12 protein-coding genes are annotated in these 15383 nt (G+C 59.7%); 8 read left to right on the forward strand and 4 right to left on the reverse strand.

Translation table 11 applies throughout. From position 1 onward, the window contains the following. Nucleotides 1–291: 291 nt before the first annotated feature. On the forward strand, nucleotides 292–855 hold the full coding sequence (locus tag ACR3EQ_RS17455) for a TetR family transcriptional regulator (protein ID WP_170615899.1): 564 nt from the start codon (nucleotides 292–294) through the stop codon (nucleotides 853–855). A 139-nt stretch (nucleotides 856–994) separates the two neighbouring features. After that, nucleotides 995–2152, forward strand: a complete 1158-nt coding sequence (locus tag ACR3EQ_RS17460) for an acyl-CoA dehydrogenase family protein (RefSeq protein ID WP_170615901.1) — start codon at nucleotides 995–997, stop codon at nucleotides 2150–2152. 103 nt (nucleotides 2153–2255) lie between these two features. Here the strand turns inward: ACR3EQ_RS17460 and ACR3EQ_RS17465 are convergent, their stop codons facing one another. Together ACR3EQ_RS17465 and ACR3EQ_RS17470 are read right to left on the reverse strand one after the other, a co-directional pair. Continuing rightward, complete coding sequence (locus ACR3EQ_RS17465) at nucleotides 2256–2780, reverse strand: GNAT family N-acetyltransferase (RefSeq protein ID WP_170615903.1); 525 nt, start codon at nucleotides 2778–2780, stop codon at nucleotides 2256–2258. 30 nt (nucleotides 2781–2810) lie between these two features. Then, nucleotides 2811–3707 carry a LysR substrate-binding domain-containing protein gene (locus tag ACR3EQ_RS17470; RefSeq protein WP_170615905.1) on the reverse strand — a complete coding sequence of 299 codons (897 nt, stop codon included), beginning with the start codon at nucleotides 3705–3707 and terminating at the stop codon, nucleotides 2811–2813. Between the two features lie 97 nt (nucleotides 3708–3804). On the opposite strand from ACR3EQ_RS17470, the gene ACR3EQ_RS17475 reads away from it, so the two are divergent. Genes ACR3EQ_RS17475 through ACR3EQ_RS17490 form a run of 4 tightly spaced genes read left to right on the forward strand, consistent with a single transcriptional unit; the run spans nucleotide 3805 to nucleotide 9528 of the window. Then, a complete protein-coding gene (locus tag ACR3EQ_RS17475; RefSeq protein WP_170615907.1) occupies nucleotides 3805–4971 on the forward strand; it encodes a pyridoxal phosphate-dependent aminotransferase in 1167 nt (388 codons plus the stop codon). Between the two features lie 22 nt (nucleotides 4972–4993). Further along, nucleotides 4994–7186 carry a dehydrogenase E1 component subunit alpha/beta gene (locus ACR3EQ_RS17480; RefSeq protein ID WP_480491368.1) on the forward strand — a complete coding sequence of 731 codons (2193 nt, stop codon included), beginning with the start codon at nucleotides 4994–4996 and terminating at the stop codon, nucleotides 7184–7186. Further along, the gene (locus tag ACR3EQ_RS17485; RefSeq protein ID WP_170615911.1) at nucleotides 7183–8217 is read left to right on the forward strand and encodes an ACP S-malonyltransferase; all 1035 of its coding nucleotides are present in this window, start codon (nucleotides 7183–7185) and stop codon (nucleotides 8215–8217) included. Before ACR3EQ_RS17480 ends, ACR3EQ_RS17485 begins: the two co-directional genes overlap by 4 nt. A gap of 39 nt (nucleotides 8218–8256) precedes the next feature. Continuing rightward, entirely contained in the window at nucleotides 8257–9528 is a 1272-nt protein-coding gene (locus ACR3EQ_RS17490; protein ID WP_480491370.1) for an NAD(P)/FAD-dependent oxidoreductase, read from the forward strand. 2 nt (nucleotides 9529–9530) lie between these two features. Here the strand turns inward: ACR3EQ_RS17490 and ACR3EQ_RS17495 are convergent, their stop codons facing one another. Then, the gene (locus tag ACR3EQ_RS17495; protein WP_170615915.1) at nucleotides 9531–10232 is read right to left on the reverse strand and encodes an SDR family oxidoreductase; all 702 of its coding nucleotides are present in this window, start codon (nucleotides 10230–10232) and stop codon (nucleotides 9531–9533) included. 105 nt (nucleotides 10233–10337) lie between these two features. Between ACR3EQ_RS17495 and ACR3EQ_RS17500 the strand changes: the two genes are divergently transcribed. Next, on the forward strand, nucleotides 10338–11189 hold the full coding sequence (locus ACR3EQ_RS17500; RefSeq protein WP_170619725.1) for a LysR substrate-binding domain-containing protein: 852 nt from the start codon (nucleotides 10338–10340) through the stop codon (nucleotides 11187–11189). On the opposite strand, the gene ACR3EQ_RS17505 is transcribed toward ACR3EQ_RS17500, so the two are convergent. Beyond that, a complete protein-coding gene (locus ACR3EQ_RS17505) occupies nucleotides 11180–12082 on the reverse strand; it encodes a LysR family transcriptional regulator (protein WP_170615919.1) in 903 nt (300 codons plus the stop codon). The two genes, ACR3EQ_RS17500 and ACR3EQ_RS17505, sit on opposite strands and share 10 nt — an antisense overlap. A 74-nt stretch (nucleotides 12083–12156) precedes the next feature. Here ACR3EQ_RS17505 and ACR3EQ_RS17510 point away from each other — a divergent pair, with 74 nt between their 5' ends. Then, the gene (locus ACR3EQ_RS17510; protein WP_480491372.1) at nucleotides 12157–15369 is read left to right on the forward strand and encodes a reductive dehalogenase; all 3213 of its coding nucleotides are present in this window, start codon (nucleotides 12157–12159) and stop codon (nucleotides 15367–15369) included. The last annotated feature ends 14 nt before the right edge of the window (nucleotides 15370–15383 follow it).

Genomic DNA, 15383 nt, shown 5'->3' on the forward strand with positions numbered 1-15383 from the left:
TTTCAGGTTAAGGCGGCCGTGATCAGCGCCAGAGTCAGAAGAAAGGGAACGTACTGCGGTGAAAATAGGCTGGCACGGCGTCGCATCGTTGAAATCCTTTGGTGTACAGATCGGTCAATCTTGATGATAAGATGTACAGATCGGTACATGTTTTCAAGCCCCTTTTTTCAAAATATTCGACTTCACCCTCCTGACTTTGGTAATAGCGTTATAAAACAATATGTTAATTGTTGTCATTGAAGCCTCTTTAGAAAGTGTATATGTACTGATCAGTACAATCAGGAGCTAGGAATGCGCCCCAACAAACGTGATGAGCTTGTCCGCAAGGCCTTGGAGGTTTTCTACAGGGACGGTTTTCATGCCACCGGAATGGACAAGCTGGTGGTTGAAACGGGCGTATCCAAAACATCGATGTACAAGCATTTCCGCACCAAGGAGGAGTTGATCCTTGCGGCATTGCGCCTGCGAGATGAAAACTTCCGAAACTGGTTCGTCCGAAGGATTGAAGACCTTTCCGAAACGCCCGCCGGTCAGCTGATCGCCAGTTTCGATGTGCTGAAGGAATGGTTCGAGGAAGACAAATACCGCGGCTGCATGTTCATCAAGGCCGGGGCGGAGTATCAGGAAAAAGACCACCCGATCCACGTTCAGGCGGCCGAGCACAAGCGGTTGCTTCTGGACTACATGACCGATCTGTGCCGCAAGGCCGGGGTTCGTGATCCTGAAAGTCTGGGGTGCCAGCTGCTGCTTTTGCAGGAGGGCGCGATTGTGACGGCGGTTCTTCTAAAAAAATGCGACCCTGCGCAGGATGCAAAGGAGGCGGCGCAGGTTCTGCTGAACCACGCACTGACATGACCGGATTTGATGAGCAGGTCAGACGCCAGACCGCGCAAACGAACGTCGCGTAGCAAGGGTTGAGAACGCGGCGTCACCCGGATTGGAAGAATCCGGGGCCGGGGATAGCATCGGACTATCAAAGACCGGAGAATACGATATGTCGCTTTTCACTTCGACCGCCGCATGGGTCACCGACGAACACCGGATGTTTGCCGAAATGGCCGGCCGGTTCATGGATGACGAGCTTGTCCCGAGCATTGATCGCTGGGTCGATCAAGGGATCGTTGATCGCGCGTTCTGGACGAAAGCGGGCGAGACCGGCCTGATGGCGGGCTCGATTGACGAGGCTTACGGCGGCGTCGGTGGCGGCATGGGGTTCGACTCGGTCACGCTGTACGAACAGGCTTCACGAGGCGATGCCGGATGGGGATTTGGGATTCAGTCCATCGTAACCCATTACATCACCACCTATGGCAGCGAAGATCAGAAACAGAAATGGCTGCCAAAACTGGCCAGCGGCGAGATGGTCGGCGCCATTGCCATGACCGAGCCGGGAACCGGGTCAGACCTGCAGGCGGTGCGAACCACGGCTGATAAGGATGGCAATTCGTACCGGATCAACGGATCCAAGATATTCATCACCAATGGCCAGACAGCCGATCTTGTCCTTGTGGTGGCGAAGACCGACAAATCGCAGGGGTCCAAAGGGGTGTCCCTGATTGCGGTTGAAACCGACGGCGCGGAGGGGTTTCGTCGGGGCCGCAACTTGAAGAAACTGGGTATGAAGGCCAACGACACGGCCGAGCTGTTTTTTGAAGACGTCAAGGTTCCGATGACGAACCTGATCGGCCCGGAAGAGGGGCAGGGCTTTTATCAGTTGATGAAGCAGCTGCCCTGGGAGCGTCTGACCATTGGCATCATGGCACTGGGCGCGATCGACTTCGCCATCGCAGAAACGGTGAAATACACGCAGGAACGAAAAGCCTTTGGCCAGCGCGTGATGGATTTTCAGAACACGCGGTTCAAGCTGGCCGAATGCAAGACCAAGGCCGAAGTTCTGCGCAGCTTTGTGAATGACTGTATCGGAAAGCTTGAAGCGAGCGAACTGGATGCGGCCACGGCGTCAATGGTGAAGTACTGGGGCTCCGAGGTTCAGAACGAGGTCATGCATGAATGCCTGCAACTGTTTGGTGGATACGGGTTCATGATGGAGTATCCGATTGCCCGCCTTTATGCGGATGCGCGGGTTCAGATGATCTACGGCGGGACAAATGAGGTGATGAAGGAGCTCATCGCCCGTTCCCTGGACGTCTGAGTCCTGAACGCTCCCGCCAGTCGTCAATGTTCCTTGCGGAACACCTCCTCCTGTTGGGCCGCGCAGCGCGCCGGGGCGCGCTGCGTTCGTGACAGCAGATGGATCAGCCCCACAAAGTAGGGTTCATCCACGGATCTGGCAGGTGTAGAACGCCAGACGCCTTTGTCTGGTTCCGGTTGATGTGCAGGGACTGCCACGCCGGGGCCCATTCCGTTGGAATGGGATAGGGCGTGGATACCCGGTCTTCCGCAAGAAACCCAAAACGGCTGTAATACTGCGGATCACCAAGCACATAGACCTGCTGGTTCCCGAGTGTCTCAAGCTTGCTGATGCCTGCGTTGACCAGCCGTGTGCCGATCCCCTGTCGCTGAAGGTCCGATGAAACGGCAAGCGGCCCCAACAGGGCCCCCGGTGCCGGGTCGTTTTCTGTCCGGCAGGTGGTGAAAAGGACATGGGCCACCAGCCGATCACCGATGAACCCACCCAGTGACAGGATATCCTTTTCCAGCGTCAGAAGTTCCGCGACCAGCGGTGTCAGATCTTCGTCCGGGAACGCTTCAGGGTACAATTCCAGAATCTGTGCCCGATCTGATGCGCCCGTTTCGCGAATGGTGATCTTGTCGTCCAATTCGGCCTCCTTTGACAGCGGTCCAGCCGCTTAATCCGGTGGTGTTGCGACCTGCCCCTCAAGCCAGGTGCGGAAAGAAACAAGCGGTGTTGCGGCAGGTCGGTGCTGCGGCCACACCAGGTAATAGTCACCCAGGCTGACCGGCGGACCCTGCCACGCCAGCGACAGTCTGCCTTTCCTGAGATCCTCGGCAACCAGATAGCTGGGAAGCAGTGCGACACCCAGCCTGTGGATTGTGGCCTGAATCATGGTTGAGAACTGATCGAACATCATTCCGGTCAAGCCTTTGACGGGGTGTCCCTGTATCGCGAACCATTGCTCCCACGCGTCCGGGCGGGTTTCGATGTGCAGCAATGGGGCCGATGTCAGCCATTCAATATCGCCTTGATTCTTTGGCAGAAGATCCGGGGCGCAGACAGGCAGAATGTCTTCCCGCATGATGGGCAGGTAATTGACGCCGGGCCAGTCCCGTTGTCCGAAATGGATGGCGGCATCGAAATGCTCGGTCTGGAAGTCAAACGGTCTGAGGCGGGTATTCAGGTTCACGGTCACTTCGGGGTGACGGCGTGCAAAATCCTGAAGCCGGGGGGCCAGCCAATGCATGCCAAACGCGGGCAGAATGGACAGGCTCAGCGATCCGCCCGTCGGGTTTGCCTTGAGCTTGAGAGAGGCCTGCGCAAGCTGGTGCAGTGCGGTTCGGGCAATCTGGACATATTCCTTGGCCGCCGGTGTCAGATGCAGGCGCATCTGGGTGCGCCGGATCAGTTCAACCCCCAGCTGCTCCTCCATGGTTTTGAGCTGACGGCTGATCGCACTTTGCGTCAGCGACAGTTCCTCGGCCGCTGCCGAGGCGCTGCCGAGGCGATCAACCGCTTCCAGCGCCAGCAACGACGGGATCGAAGGCAGAAAACGGCGCGGCGCAATCATATAACGAATCCTCATACCTTTCGGATGGAATATCACTGGCATTGCGAAGCTGCTAGCCCGATACAGGGCAGGCTGATGGGTAACAGGAATCTGGCAAATGGGCAGTCTAGAAACAGTGGCCGAGTTTAACCGGGCCGAGCGGCTCGACGGGATAGAGCTTTCGGAAATCGTTCAGATCTCCGAACATGCGGCGCGTCTTCGGGCCGAGGGCGTGGATGTGATCGCGCTCAGCACTGGAGAACCCGACTTTCCCACGCCGCCGCACGTGGTCGAGGCCGCGCATCTTGCTGCTGTTCAGGGTCAGACGCGATACCCGGCCACGGGGGGAACACCGGCCCTGCGCGCGGCGATTGCAGGCCAAGCGGGGGTCGGGCCCGCGAATGTCATCGTGTCGACAGGTGCCAAGCAGGTTTTGTCCGGCGCGCTGATGGCAACCCTGAACCCGGGCGATGAAGTTATCACCGCGGCGCCGTTCTGGACCAGCTATGCAGACATGGTCAGGCTGGCGGGCGGTGTGCCTGTGGTGTTGGAGTGCCCGAAACAGCAAGGTTTCAAACTCTTGCCCGCACAGTTGGAGGCGGCGATCACGCCGCGCACGCGCTGGCTGCTGCTCAATACGCCGTCAAACCCGACGGGAGCAGTCTATTCCAAGGCGGAATTGCAGGCTTTGGGCGCGGTGTTGCAACGTCATCCGCAGGTCTGGGTCATTGCCGACGAGATTTATCAGCATTTGTCCTATGTGCCGTTTTCCCCGTTTGTCGAGGCCTTGCCCGAGCTTCCGCACCGGACGCTGACTGTAAACGGCGTGTCCAAAGCCTATTCGATGACCGGTTGGAGGATCGGCTGGGGTATTGGGCCTGAACCCTTGATCAAGGCGATGATCGCGGTGCAGGGGCAGATCACTTCGGGTGCGTGTTCGGTCGCGCAGGCTGCGGCTTTGGCTGCGATTACCAGACCGCAGGATTTGTTGGTGGACCGGCGCACCGAAATGCAGGCGCGCCGTGATCTGGTGGTCCGTGGTCTGAATGCGGCGGGGATGAAATGTGCGGTGCCGGACGGGGCTTTTTATGTGTTCCCCGAAACTCCACCTAAAATGCCGGTCGATCACGAATTTTGCCGTTACCTGCTGGAGGAAGCAGGTGTCGCGCTGGTGCCGGGGCGGGCCTTCGGGATGCCGGGGCATCTGCGGCTTTCTTTTGCTTATGCCACCGAAAGCCTGCAACAAGGGCTGAGCCGCATCGCGGCCGCCGTCGAAAAGATTTGAATTCAAAGACCGGGGATTTGCAATGGACCGCGCCCAGATCGTTCACGACAACTTCCTGACCCGCGTCGCCCGTCGCGACTTGCCCGAAGGCGCGCCGCCGCATCCGGGGCTAAGCGGGCCCGAGGCTGTCTCGCTCTACCGATCGCAGGTTCTCAGCCGTGCGCTGGACCGGACAAGCCGGGCGATGCAGAAGGCAGGTCAAGGGTTTTATACCATCGGTTCTTCAGGGCACGAAGGCATGGCGGCCGTGGCCCACGCGCTTCGGCCGACCGACATTGCCTTTCTGCACTACCGCGATGCCGCGTTTCAGATTGCGCGGGCTGAACAGGTCCCTGGTCAGCAGATCGCCTGGGACATGCTTCTCAGCTTTGCCTGCTCGAAAGAGGATCCGACGTCAGGCGGCCGGCACAAGGTGCTGGGATCCCGGGCGCTGATGATACCGCCGCAAACCTCGACCATTGCCAGTCATTTGCCCAAGGCCGTGGGCGCGGCCTATTCGCTGGGTGCCGCCCGGCGTCATGACCCCGAGCATCGGGACCTGCCCGCAGACGGGATCGCCATGTGTTCCTTCGGTGATGCGTCGGCCAATCACTCGACTGCACAGGGTGCAATCAACACGGCCGGCTGGACCAGTGTGCAGTCAACGCCGCTGCCCTTGTTGTTTGTCTGCGAGGACAACGGCATCGGTATTTCGGTGAAGACGCCAAAAGGCTGGATTCAGGCCTCGATGGAGCATCGGCCGGGCATCAAGTACTTCCAGGCCAACGGGCTGGATATTTTCGAAACCTTTGCCGTGGCACAGGAGGCCGCCGAATATGTCCGGACGCGCCGCAAGCCCGCTTTCCTGCATCTGAAAACAGTTCGTCTTTATGGCCATGCGGGGGCGGATGTGCCGACAACCTATCTCAGCAAATCCGAGGTCGAGGCCGATGAAGCCAACGATCCCTTGCTGCATACCGTTCGCCTGCTGGATCAGGCCGGGGCCATGACGCCGGACGAGGCATCGAAAATCTATAACCAGACCTGCGCCCGTACTGACCGGATCGCCGCCGAGGCCGCGACCCGCCCGCATCTGACCAGTGCCGAAGACGTTGTGGCCAGCCTGGTCCCACCAAAACGCGTCTGCAAACCCACAAACGGCCCCAGCGCCGGTGCGCGATCCACGGCGTTTGGCGGTGACATGCGGGCAATGGATGAACCGCAACCGATGAGTCGCCTGATCAACTGGGCGCTGACCGATCTGATACTGGAACATCGCGAGATCGTCTGCATGGGCGAAGATGTCGGGCGCAAGGGCGGTGTCTATGGCGTAACCCAGAAGCTGCAGCAACGGTTCGGGCCGGATCGGGTCATCGACACCCTTCTGGACGAGCAATCCATCCTGGGGCTGGCGATCGGAATGGGGCACAACGGGTTCATTCCGATCCCGGAAATTCAGTTCCTCGCCTATCTGCACAACGCCGAGGATCAGATCCGGGGCGAGGCGGCGACTCTGCCGTTTTTCTCGAACGGGCAGTTCTCGAACCCGATGGTTCTGCGGATTGCGGGCCTTGGATATCAGAAAGGCTTTGGGGGGCATTTCCACAACGACAACTCGCTGGCAGTGTTGCGGGACATACCGGGTGTGATCATTGCCTGCCCGTCGAACGGAGTGGATGCAGCGAAAATGTTGCGCGAGTGTGCCCGTCTGGCCCGGGAAGAGCAACGGGTGGTGGTGTTCCTGGAACCCATCGCGCTGTATCCGATGCGGGATCTGCATGCACCGCAGGATGGCGGTTGGATGACGACCTATCCTTCGCCCGAACAGAGAATTGCGTTGGGGGATGTGGGCGTGCATGGCGCAGGAACCGATCTTGCGATCGTGACCTATGGCAACGGACATTACCTGTCGCGGCAGGCTTTGCCCGAACTGGAGGCCGCAGGGCTGAGCGTGCGTGTCATCGATATGCGCTGGCTGGCCCCCCTGCCGGAAGACGCGTTGCGGCAGGCTACCAAACCGTGCCGGCATGTGTTGATCGTGGACGAATGCCGCAGGACCGGAAGCCAGTCCGAGGCGCTGATGACGTTCTTTTGCGAAGAAAGTGACGGGATACCAACCGCCCGCATCGTGGCCGAAGATTGTTTCATAGCGACGGGCCCCGCCTATGCCGCGCCGCTGCCGTCCAAAGATGGTATCGTCGCCTCTGCACTGAAGCTGACCGGAGTGCAGCCATGACCCGAACCGCCGTTGTGATCTGCCCCGGACGGGGTACCTATAACAAGCCCGAACTGGGTTATCTGCACCGACACCATTCGGATCGGATGAACATGTTCGCCGCGTTTGATGCCATTCGCGCCGAAGCGGGTCAGGAAGGTGTCACGGCGCTGGATGGCGCTCAGCGCTATATGGTCGGCAAGTACTCCAGAGGCGATGTGGCCTCACCCCTGATTTATGCGGCGTCGCTTGCGGATGCTCAGTCGCTTTCGGACGATATCGAAATTGTGGCCGTTACCGGCAATTCGATGGGGTGGTATATCGCACTGGCCGCCGCGCGCGCGTTGAGTACGCGAGATGGGTTCCGGGTGGTTAACACGATGGGAACCCTCATGCAGGAACAGCTGATTGGTGGTCAGCTGGTATATCCGTTTGTGGGTGACGATTGGGTGAACGATCCTGCACGGAAGGCTGAGTTGCTGGCAGATGTGGCGAGAATTGATGCGTTAAACGGACACGCTCTGGCACTCTCCATTGATCTGGGTGGGATGCTTGTGCTGGCGGGTAACGAGGACGGGCTGAAAGCGTTTGAGCAGTCGCAGCCGGTGGTGCAGGAACGGTTTCCTATGCGACTGGCAAATCACGCGGCGTTCCATACCGGGCTTCAGGCACCGGTTGCAGCTAGGGGCCGTGCCCTGCTTGGCCAGGAACTGTTCGCTCAGCCGGATCTGCCGCTGATCGACGGACGCGGCAAGATCTGGTGGCCCGGCGCAACCGACACAGAGGCGCTTTGGGACTACACGCTGGGGCATCAGGTCACGGAAACCTATGACTTTTCACGTGCCGTGCAGACCGCCGCGCGCGAGTTTGCCCCCGATCTGTTCATTGTCACCGGGCCGGGCGCAACGCTTGGTGGCGCGGTCGCGCAATCACTGGTTCTGGCAAATTGGCAGGGCATGGCCGACAAGGCTGCGTTTCAGGGCCGACAGGAGGCAGAGCCCCTTTTGATTGCCATGGGTCGCGACGATCAGAGAATGCTGGTAACCGGCTGATACACCGATGAGGACTGGTGCGAATCCGAGGGCGTCGAGTTGAGCGATCATGAAAAGCCATTGTGGCTGAATACCAGCCGCGAGCATGTGGACAGCACCCGGCTGACTGCCGATCTGACCGTGGATCTGGCGATAATCGGCGGGGGGTACACCGGCTGTTCCGCTGCCCTGACGGCCGCCAAAGCAGGCGCATCGGTCTGTCTGCTCGAGGCGCAGGAGATCGGGCACGGCGGATCGGGGCGCAATGTGGGGCTGTCCAATGCGGGCCTATGGCTGCCTCCGGACGACATCCGCGCGTATCTCGGTAAGGCGGAAGGCGACCGACTGATTGACCTGTTGGCCGGGGCTCCGGACGAAGTCTTTCGCCTGATCGGGCAACACGGAATTGACTGTGCGCCGGTCAGGAACGGGACATTGCATTGCGCACATTCCCCGGCAGGCAATCAGGACATTGCGAAACGCCATGCGCAGCTCCGCGCATCCGGCGCGCCGGTCGAGCTGTTGACTGCCGAGGATACCAGTAGACGTACCGGCAGTTCCGCGTTTCACGGTGCGCTTTTTGACCCCCGAGCGGGAACCATCCAGCCGCTATCTTATGTTCAGGGGCTTGCCCGGGCCGCAATCGCGGCCGGGGCGCGGGTGTTCACGAACAGCCCCGTGCGTTCGTTGACACAGAACGAGGGCGGCTGGTCACTGATCACGGAAGGCGGAGTTGTTCGGGCCAAGGCGCTCATTCAGGCGACAAATGCCTATCACTGCGACCTGCAGGAAACCGCGCCTGCCTACGTGCCGGTCTACTACTTCCAATATGCAACGCAGCCTTTGCCGGATTGTGTGCGCGACACCATCCTTGCGGGCGGCGAAGGGTGCTGGGATACCGGCCTGATCATGACATCCTTCAGAACGGATGGCGATGGGCGCTTTATCATCGGCGCAATGGGGGATCTGGGCTACGCCGGGCGGTGGGCTCATTCCGGGTGGGTACGCCGCAAGATGGCCGAGCTTTATCCGCAACTGGCGGACCAACCGCTGACAGATGGCTGGCATGGGCGAATTGCAATGACATCGGATCACATCCCGAAAATCACTCGGCTTGGACCGCGCGCCTTGTCCGCGCACGGCTTTTCCGGGCGCGGCATCGGGCCGGGAACCGTGTTTGGGCGTCTCATGGCCGAAAGCCTTCTGGTGGATGATCCGTCAGTGCTGCCAGTACAGCCTGTGGATGCGCATCGTGAAGGCTGGACAGGATTGCGCCGCGCCTTTTTTGAAACAGGCGCGGCATTGACGCATCTGGTGAAGGCGCGGTTGTGAGGTCAGACGGATCGTGTGATGCCACCGTCGACGCGAATGTTCTGACCCGTGATGTATCCGCCCCCTTCGGATGCCAGCAGGGCAACGACGGACGCGATCTCATCATAGCTGCGACCGTACCTTCCCATGGGTATGCGCGCCCGGAATTCCTCTTTCTCGGGCAAGCTGTCGATAAAGCCGGGCAGGACGTTGTTCATGCGGATATTGTCTGCTGCGTATTTGTCCGAAAACAGTTTTGTAAAGGCCGCCAGCCCAGCCCGGAACACGCCTGAGGTCGGAAAAACCGGATCCGGTTCGAATGCGGCGAAGGTCGAGATGTTGATGATCGATCCGCCGCCCTGCGCCTGCATGATTGGTGTGACCAGCCGTGTCGGGCGGACAGCATTCATGAAATAGACGTCCATTCCGGTGTGCCAGTCCTCGTCCGTCAGTTCCAGAACAGGCGCGCGCGGTCCGTGTCCGGCGGAATTGACCAGCACGTCAATGCGGCCCCATTGCGCCATGGACGTATCAACCAGCCTTTGCAGATCGTCATTGGACTGGTTCGATCCGGTGACACCGACGCCGCCCAACTCATCCGCCAGCGCCTCGCCCTTGCCGGATGAGGACAGGATGCCGACCTTGAGGCCATCCGCCGCCAGCCGCCGGGCCGCATCCGCTCCCATGCCGCTGCCGCCTGCCGTGATCAGAGCCACTTTTGCCATTTCTTCTCTCCGATTGAATGTCTGGATTGAATGTGCAGGTTGCGGCCGGGTTTGACCAATCAGTTCTTCTGCCATAAAACAGTAGAAAATCTACTGGTTATTGCGATGGCCGCTCTACCTCCGTTGAATGCATTGCGGGCTTTTGAAGCTTCGGCACGACACCTGAACTTTCGACGCGCCGCTGACGAACTGGGCGTTACACAAGGCGCGGTCGCGCAGCAGGTGCGCGGGTTGGAGGCGCGGTTGGCGGAAAAACTGTTCGACCGAATGCCCCGCGGGCTGCGCCTTACCGAAGCGGGGCGGCGGTTTCACGCACCGCTGCAACGGGCCTTCCAGCTTATCGAAGAGGCCGTCGATGACCTGGCCGGCACAAGACAGATCACCATTTCGGTTACACCCAGCTTCGCGTCGAAATGGCTGGTCCCGCGCCTGAACACATTCACGGACCTGCACCCCGACATCTCGGTTCAGGTAGACGCCCGCGAGCGGTTGGCAGATTTCCGGACCGACAATGTGGACATCGCCGTCAGGCAAGGTCGCGCACCTTTCGGACCCGGGCTGGTCGTAACACCCCTGTTTTCGACCGAGTTCGTCGCCGTTTGCAGTCCGGACCTGGCAGGGAATGTGCGGGCTGCACGTGATCTTCTGGGCCAGGTCCTGCTGAACGATACGCACGGACTCTGGCCGCTTTTTCTTGAGCGTGTCGGAGTAACCGGCAAACCCCGGATGATGAGTTTCAGCCAGACCAGCCTTGCCATCGATGCGGCGATGTCGGGGCAGGGGATCGCGCTGGCAAACGCGCCGCTGGTAGAGAGGGAACTGGAATCCGGTCGTCTTGTGCAAGCACTGCCGGATGTTCTGATCGGGGATCTGGGGTTTCACGTCGTAGCGCCTGCCAAACCACGACAGCCAGAACTGGTCGGGTTGGTTCGCGACTGGCTGTTGTCTCAGACCTGAAGCTTTGCAGCAACCGCTTCGATCCGGTTTCGCAGCCACCGATGCGCGGGGTCGTTGGTCGATCGTTGGTGCCAGACCATGTAGATCGAAACAGGGTCACAGTTGAACGGAAGCGGCGCGCAATCAAGCGAAGACAACGGCCCCTGCTTCATCAGCGCCGTGTCGGTCGAGATCAGATCGCTGCCTTTCACGAAAGATGGAATAGCGTTGAAATGCGGCAGGGCCACGGTGGGTGGCCTGATCTGCGACTGATCAACGCCGCGCATCACCGCGCGTGAACTGCGCCCATCGGCAAACCGCACTTCGACATGTTCCGCCTGACAATAGCTGGGCCAGCTGTCCGGGGGCGTTCGCATCGCGCTGTCATAGAAAATCATAAGCGGGCTGGTGATCAACAGCTTCTGAATGATGTCCGGCCCGTCCGGCGGCAGAGGCGTCAGCATCAGTTGGCACCTGTCACCGCGCAGCAGGTCGGGGTCGGGTACACCTGACGGAATAAAACCAAGTTCAACGCGAATGCCGTCCGCGCGGCTGGCGCGCAGCAGCTCGGGAAAGATCAGCTCGCGCGGCATGTCGTTGGTGGCGATCCCGAACGCCATTTCTTCGGACAAGGGATCGAATGGGCGCTCGTGGGTCAGGGCCCGCATGTCGTCGAGCAGCGTCTGAACCGGCTCTTTCAGGGACAAGGCGCGCTCGGTCGGGGTCAGGCCCTGACCTGAACGAATGAACAGCGGATCGTTCAACACCAGTCTCAGCTTCGCCAGTGTATGACTGATTGCGGATTGCGTAACGCCAAGCCGGTCGGCCGCCTTCGAGACCGAGCTTTCCTCGAGTATCGTCAGGAAGATGCGCAGCACCTTGCCATCCAAATCAGTAAAATCAGTTTTGCTCATACAATCTATGATTATTCATGAATGGATTTGCTGTCCACGGCAGGATAGGCAGCTTTCAGATCAGGAGGCGCGAAATGGGAATACGCTTTTTCTCGGACAAGAACCGACCCGTCCACATGGGGGCGTACCCGATGGAGCGGTTGGCTCGGCAGGACAACCTTCCGGATCTGTCGCTTGTGCCGCCGATGAAAGAGCTCAGCTTTCACCGCCCCGACCAGCCTGAAAGCATCGTAAACGCGATGGGCGAATTTCAGGCCATGATGGATGCTATCCGTGACGGGTTTGTGAACCCCGCGATTGCGGGAATCCCGGACAGCCCGTCGGAGCGCGCCAATCATCTGAAGGCGTTTGGTTATTTCAATGATGCATCGATGATCGGATGCGGACCGCTGCCGACTGAGGCGCTGTTGCCCGAACCCCGGAGAAATCGCGACATCGACCGGCTGGCCCACGCCCTGAGAACGCGCCAGACCAAGACGCTGGCCTCGGGCATCGATGTGATCATGGCGGATCTGAAGGAAAGCATGGAGGCGGAGACCGGCTCGATAGACGCCCACCGACACGCGATTGTTTTCCTGTACGAACATCATCGCGACCCGGACGCGGATGAGCCGGGGACAGAGTGGATCAGGGATGCACAGGACCATCGTGCCTGCCTTTTGGCGACCGAAAACGCGGTGGTGATTGCCAACTATATCCGATTGCTCGGGTTCGATGCGCGGGCGCATACGGTCATGTCGTCCGAGGTGGATCTGAACAGGCTGGCCGTTGCCGCGGGGCTGGTCACGGCCGAGGGCGGCGCGCTTGTCGCCCCCTGGCTTGGCAAACGGTTCGGGTTGGCTGCAATCACCACCGAGATGGAGATCGCCCATGACAGGCCCCTGAAGCCCATGGCGCAGCAGCCGTGGTTCAAAACTCAGGGTCCTGCGTGGTGGCTGGGTGCAGGTTTTGCCAAAAGTGCGCTGAACCGTGACCCCTATGCCAAGCGGCGCTATGTGGATGGCGCGCATCCGTTCGAAAAGCTGACGCGTGTCGACGATCCAACCACATACATTGACGAGGAAAACGTGGCCCGTGTGCCGAAACGGGCGGACATGTTTGCCCGCGCGCAATTCGGAGATATGGGCAAGCCCCTGCAAGACGCGGCCAAAGGCGGGCACTACGTCCGCAAATCCGCGCCCAGCTTCGCACAAAGGCGCGCGCTGGGTGCCTTCGTTCTGTTGCAGGATGGCGACAGCGCCGACGGGCGCAAGCCAACAGATGCGCAGCGGAACGCCGCGAACATCAAGGCGGCGTCCTACTTTCTGGGGGTTGATGCTGTCGGTCTAAGCCGGTGCCCGGAATGGGCCTGGTATTCCCACGACGCAACCGGCGAAGCCATCGATTCGCCCCATGATCAGGCCGTCAGCATGATCATTGATCAGGGATATGAGACGATGGAGGGCGCCAGCGGTGACGATTGGATCAGCGTCGCCCAGTCCATGCGTGCGTATCTTAGATTTTCCTTACTGGGCGGAGTGATTGCCCAGCAAATCCGCAATCTGGGCTACAAGGCCAAGGCGCATACGGTGATGGATGGCGAAGTGCTGCAGCCACCACTGCTGTTGCTGTCCGGGTTGGGCGAAGTCAGCCGCATTGGCGAGGTGATCCTGAACCCCTATCTGGGGCCGCGTCTGAAATCGGGCGTGGTAACGACAGATATGCCGATGAGCCACGACAAGCCCATCGACTTTGGCCTGCAAAGCTTTTGCGAGTCCTGTAACAAATGCGCGCGCGAATGTCCCTCGGGGGCGATCACTGCCGGACCGAAACTGATGTTCAACGGCTATGAAATCTGGAAGTCCGACAGCCAGAAATGCGCCACCTATCGGATCACGACACCGGGCGGGTCCATGTGCGGGCGGTGCATGAAAACCTGCCCTTGGAACCTTGAAGGCCTGTTCAGCGAACGCCCTTTCCGCTGGGCAGCGATGAACATCCCATCCGTCGCACCCGTGTTGGCGCGATTGGACGACGCGGTCGGAAATGGCGGTTTGAACGACACCAAGAAATGGTGGTGGGATATCGAGTTGCAGGCGGACGGGGCCTATCGCCCTTCGACCCATCCCCTGAACCGGCGTGACCTGCAAAAGGATCTGGACCTGAAATACGAGGATCAGACGCTGGCCGTCTACCCGGCTTACCTGGCCCCGCACCCATGGCCCTATCCGTTCGCGATGGACCGCGAGGCCGGGATCGCCGCCTATGAGGCTCTGGTTTCGGCAGACGAGTACAAGGCGCGCAAAGCTGCCGGGGATATGAGCGTGGTTCACCGCTATCAGATCGCCGGAGACGCACCGGTGATGCGGGTTGAACTGACCAGGGTCGACAAGTTGTCTTCTGATATCACGAAATACGAATTCTCGGCCATGGATGGTGCGCCGTTGCCGGACTGGACTGCCGGCGCACATCTGGATGTATTGGTCGCCCCGGAATTTCTGCGTCAGTATTCCATGTCGGGCGATCCTGCTGACCGGACTACGTATCAGATCGGCGTCCTGCGCGAAGATGAAGGGCGCGGCGGTTCGGCGCTGTTGCACCGTATCTTCGGCAAGGGGCGCAAGGTATTCATTTCAAAACCCATCAATCACTTTGAACTGGATGAAACTGCCAGCAAGACGTTCCTGATGGGCGGCGGTATCGGCATCACCCCGATGATTGCCTTTGCGCACAGGCTTCACGCGCTGGGCAGAGACTTCGAGCTGCACTATTCCGCCAGTACGCGGGCGGACGCTGGTTACCTGCAGGACCTTGCCGCAGCGCCCTGGGGCGATCATGTGCACTACCATTTTTCAGACGAAAACACCCGGGCCGATCTGGATGTCATCCTGTCTGATTATCAGGAAGGATGGCACGTTTATACCTGCGGTCCGGATCGATATATGGACGGCGTGATACAAGCGGCAGAACGACAGGGTTTTCCCGAAGACGCCCGGCATCTGGAGTATTTCTCGGTTCCCGAGCAACCCGAATACGAAAACCATCCGTTCATTCTGAAGCTAGCAAAGTCAGGCAGGGAGCTGACCGTCCCATCGGACAAGGATGCCGCGCAGGTTCTGAATGAGGCGGGAATTCATGTGGATGTGAAATGCGCCGACGGCATTTGCGGGGTCTGCAAATGCGGGGTTATCTCGGGCGAAATTGAGCATCGTGATTTTGTGTTGTCGAACCGGCAGCGCGAAGGAGCTATCATTTTATGCCAAAGCCGCGCCGCGAATGCGGATGGCGTGATCGAGATTGACCTCTGACAATTGTTCAAAAA

Source organism: Ruegeria sp. AN11 (assembly GCF_056536005.1).

Excerpts from the sequence above, each read along its gene's own strand:
- ACR3EQ_RS17455 (WP_170615899.1), top strand. The coding sequence starts at position 292 with ATGCGCCCCAACAAACGTGATGAGCTTGTCCGCAAGGCCTTGGAGGTT.
- ACR3EQ_RS17460 (WP_170615901.1), top strand. The coding sequence starts at position 995 with ATGTCGCTTTTCACTTCGACCGCCGCATGGGTCACCGACGAACACCGG.
- ACR3EQ_RS17470 (WP_170615905.1), bottom strand. The coding sequence starts at position 3,707 with ATGATTGCGCCGCGCCGTTTTCTGCCTTCGATCCCGTCGTTGCTGGCG.
- ACR3EQ_RS17475 (WP_170615907.1), top strand. The coding sequence starts at position 3,805 with ATGGGCAGTCTAGAAACAGTGGCCGAGTTTAACCGGGCCGAGCGGCTC.
- ACR3EQ_RS17480 (WP_480491368.1), top strand. The coding sequence starts at position 4,994 with ATGGACCGCGCCCAGATCGTTCACGACAACTTCCTGACCCGCGTCGCC.
- ACR3EQ_RS17485 (WP_170615911.1), top strand. The coding sequence starts at position 7,183 with ATGACCCGAACCGCCGTTGTGATCTGCCCCGGACGGGGTACCTATAAC.
- ACR3EQ_RS17495 (WP_170615915.1), bottom strand. The coding sequence starts at position 10,232 with ATGGCAAAAGTGGCTCTGATCACGGCAGGCGGCAGCGGCATGGGAGCG.
- ACR3EQ_RS17500 (WP_170619725.1), top strand. The coding sequence starts at position 10,338 with ATGGCCGCTCTACCTCCGTTGAATGCATTGCGGGCTTTTGAAGCTTCG.
- ACR3EQ_RS17505 (WP_170615919.1), bottom strand. The coding sequence starts at position 12,082 with ATGAGCAAAACTGATTTTACTGATTTGGATGGCAAGGTGCTGCGCATC.
- ACR3EQ_RS17510 (WP_480491372.1), top strand. The coding sequence starts at position 12,157 with ATGGGAATACGCTTTTTCTCGGACAAGAACCGACCCGTCCACATGGGG.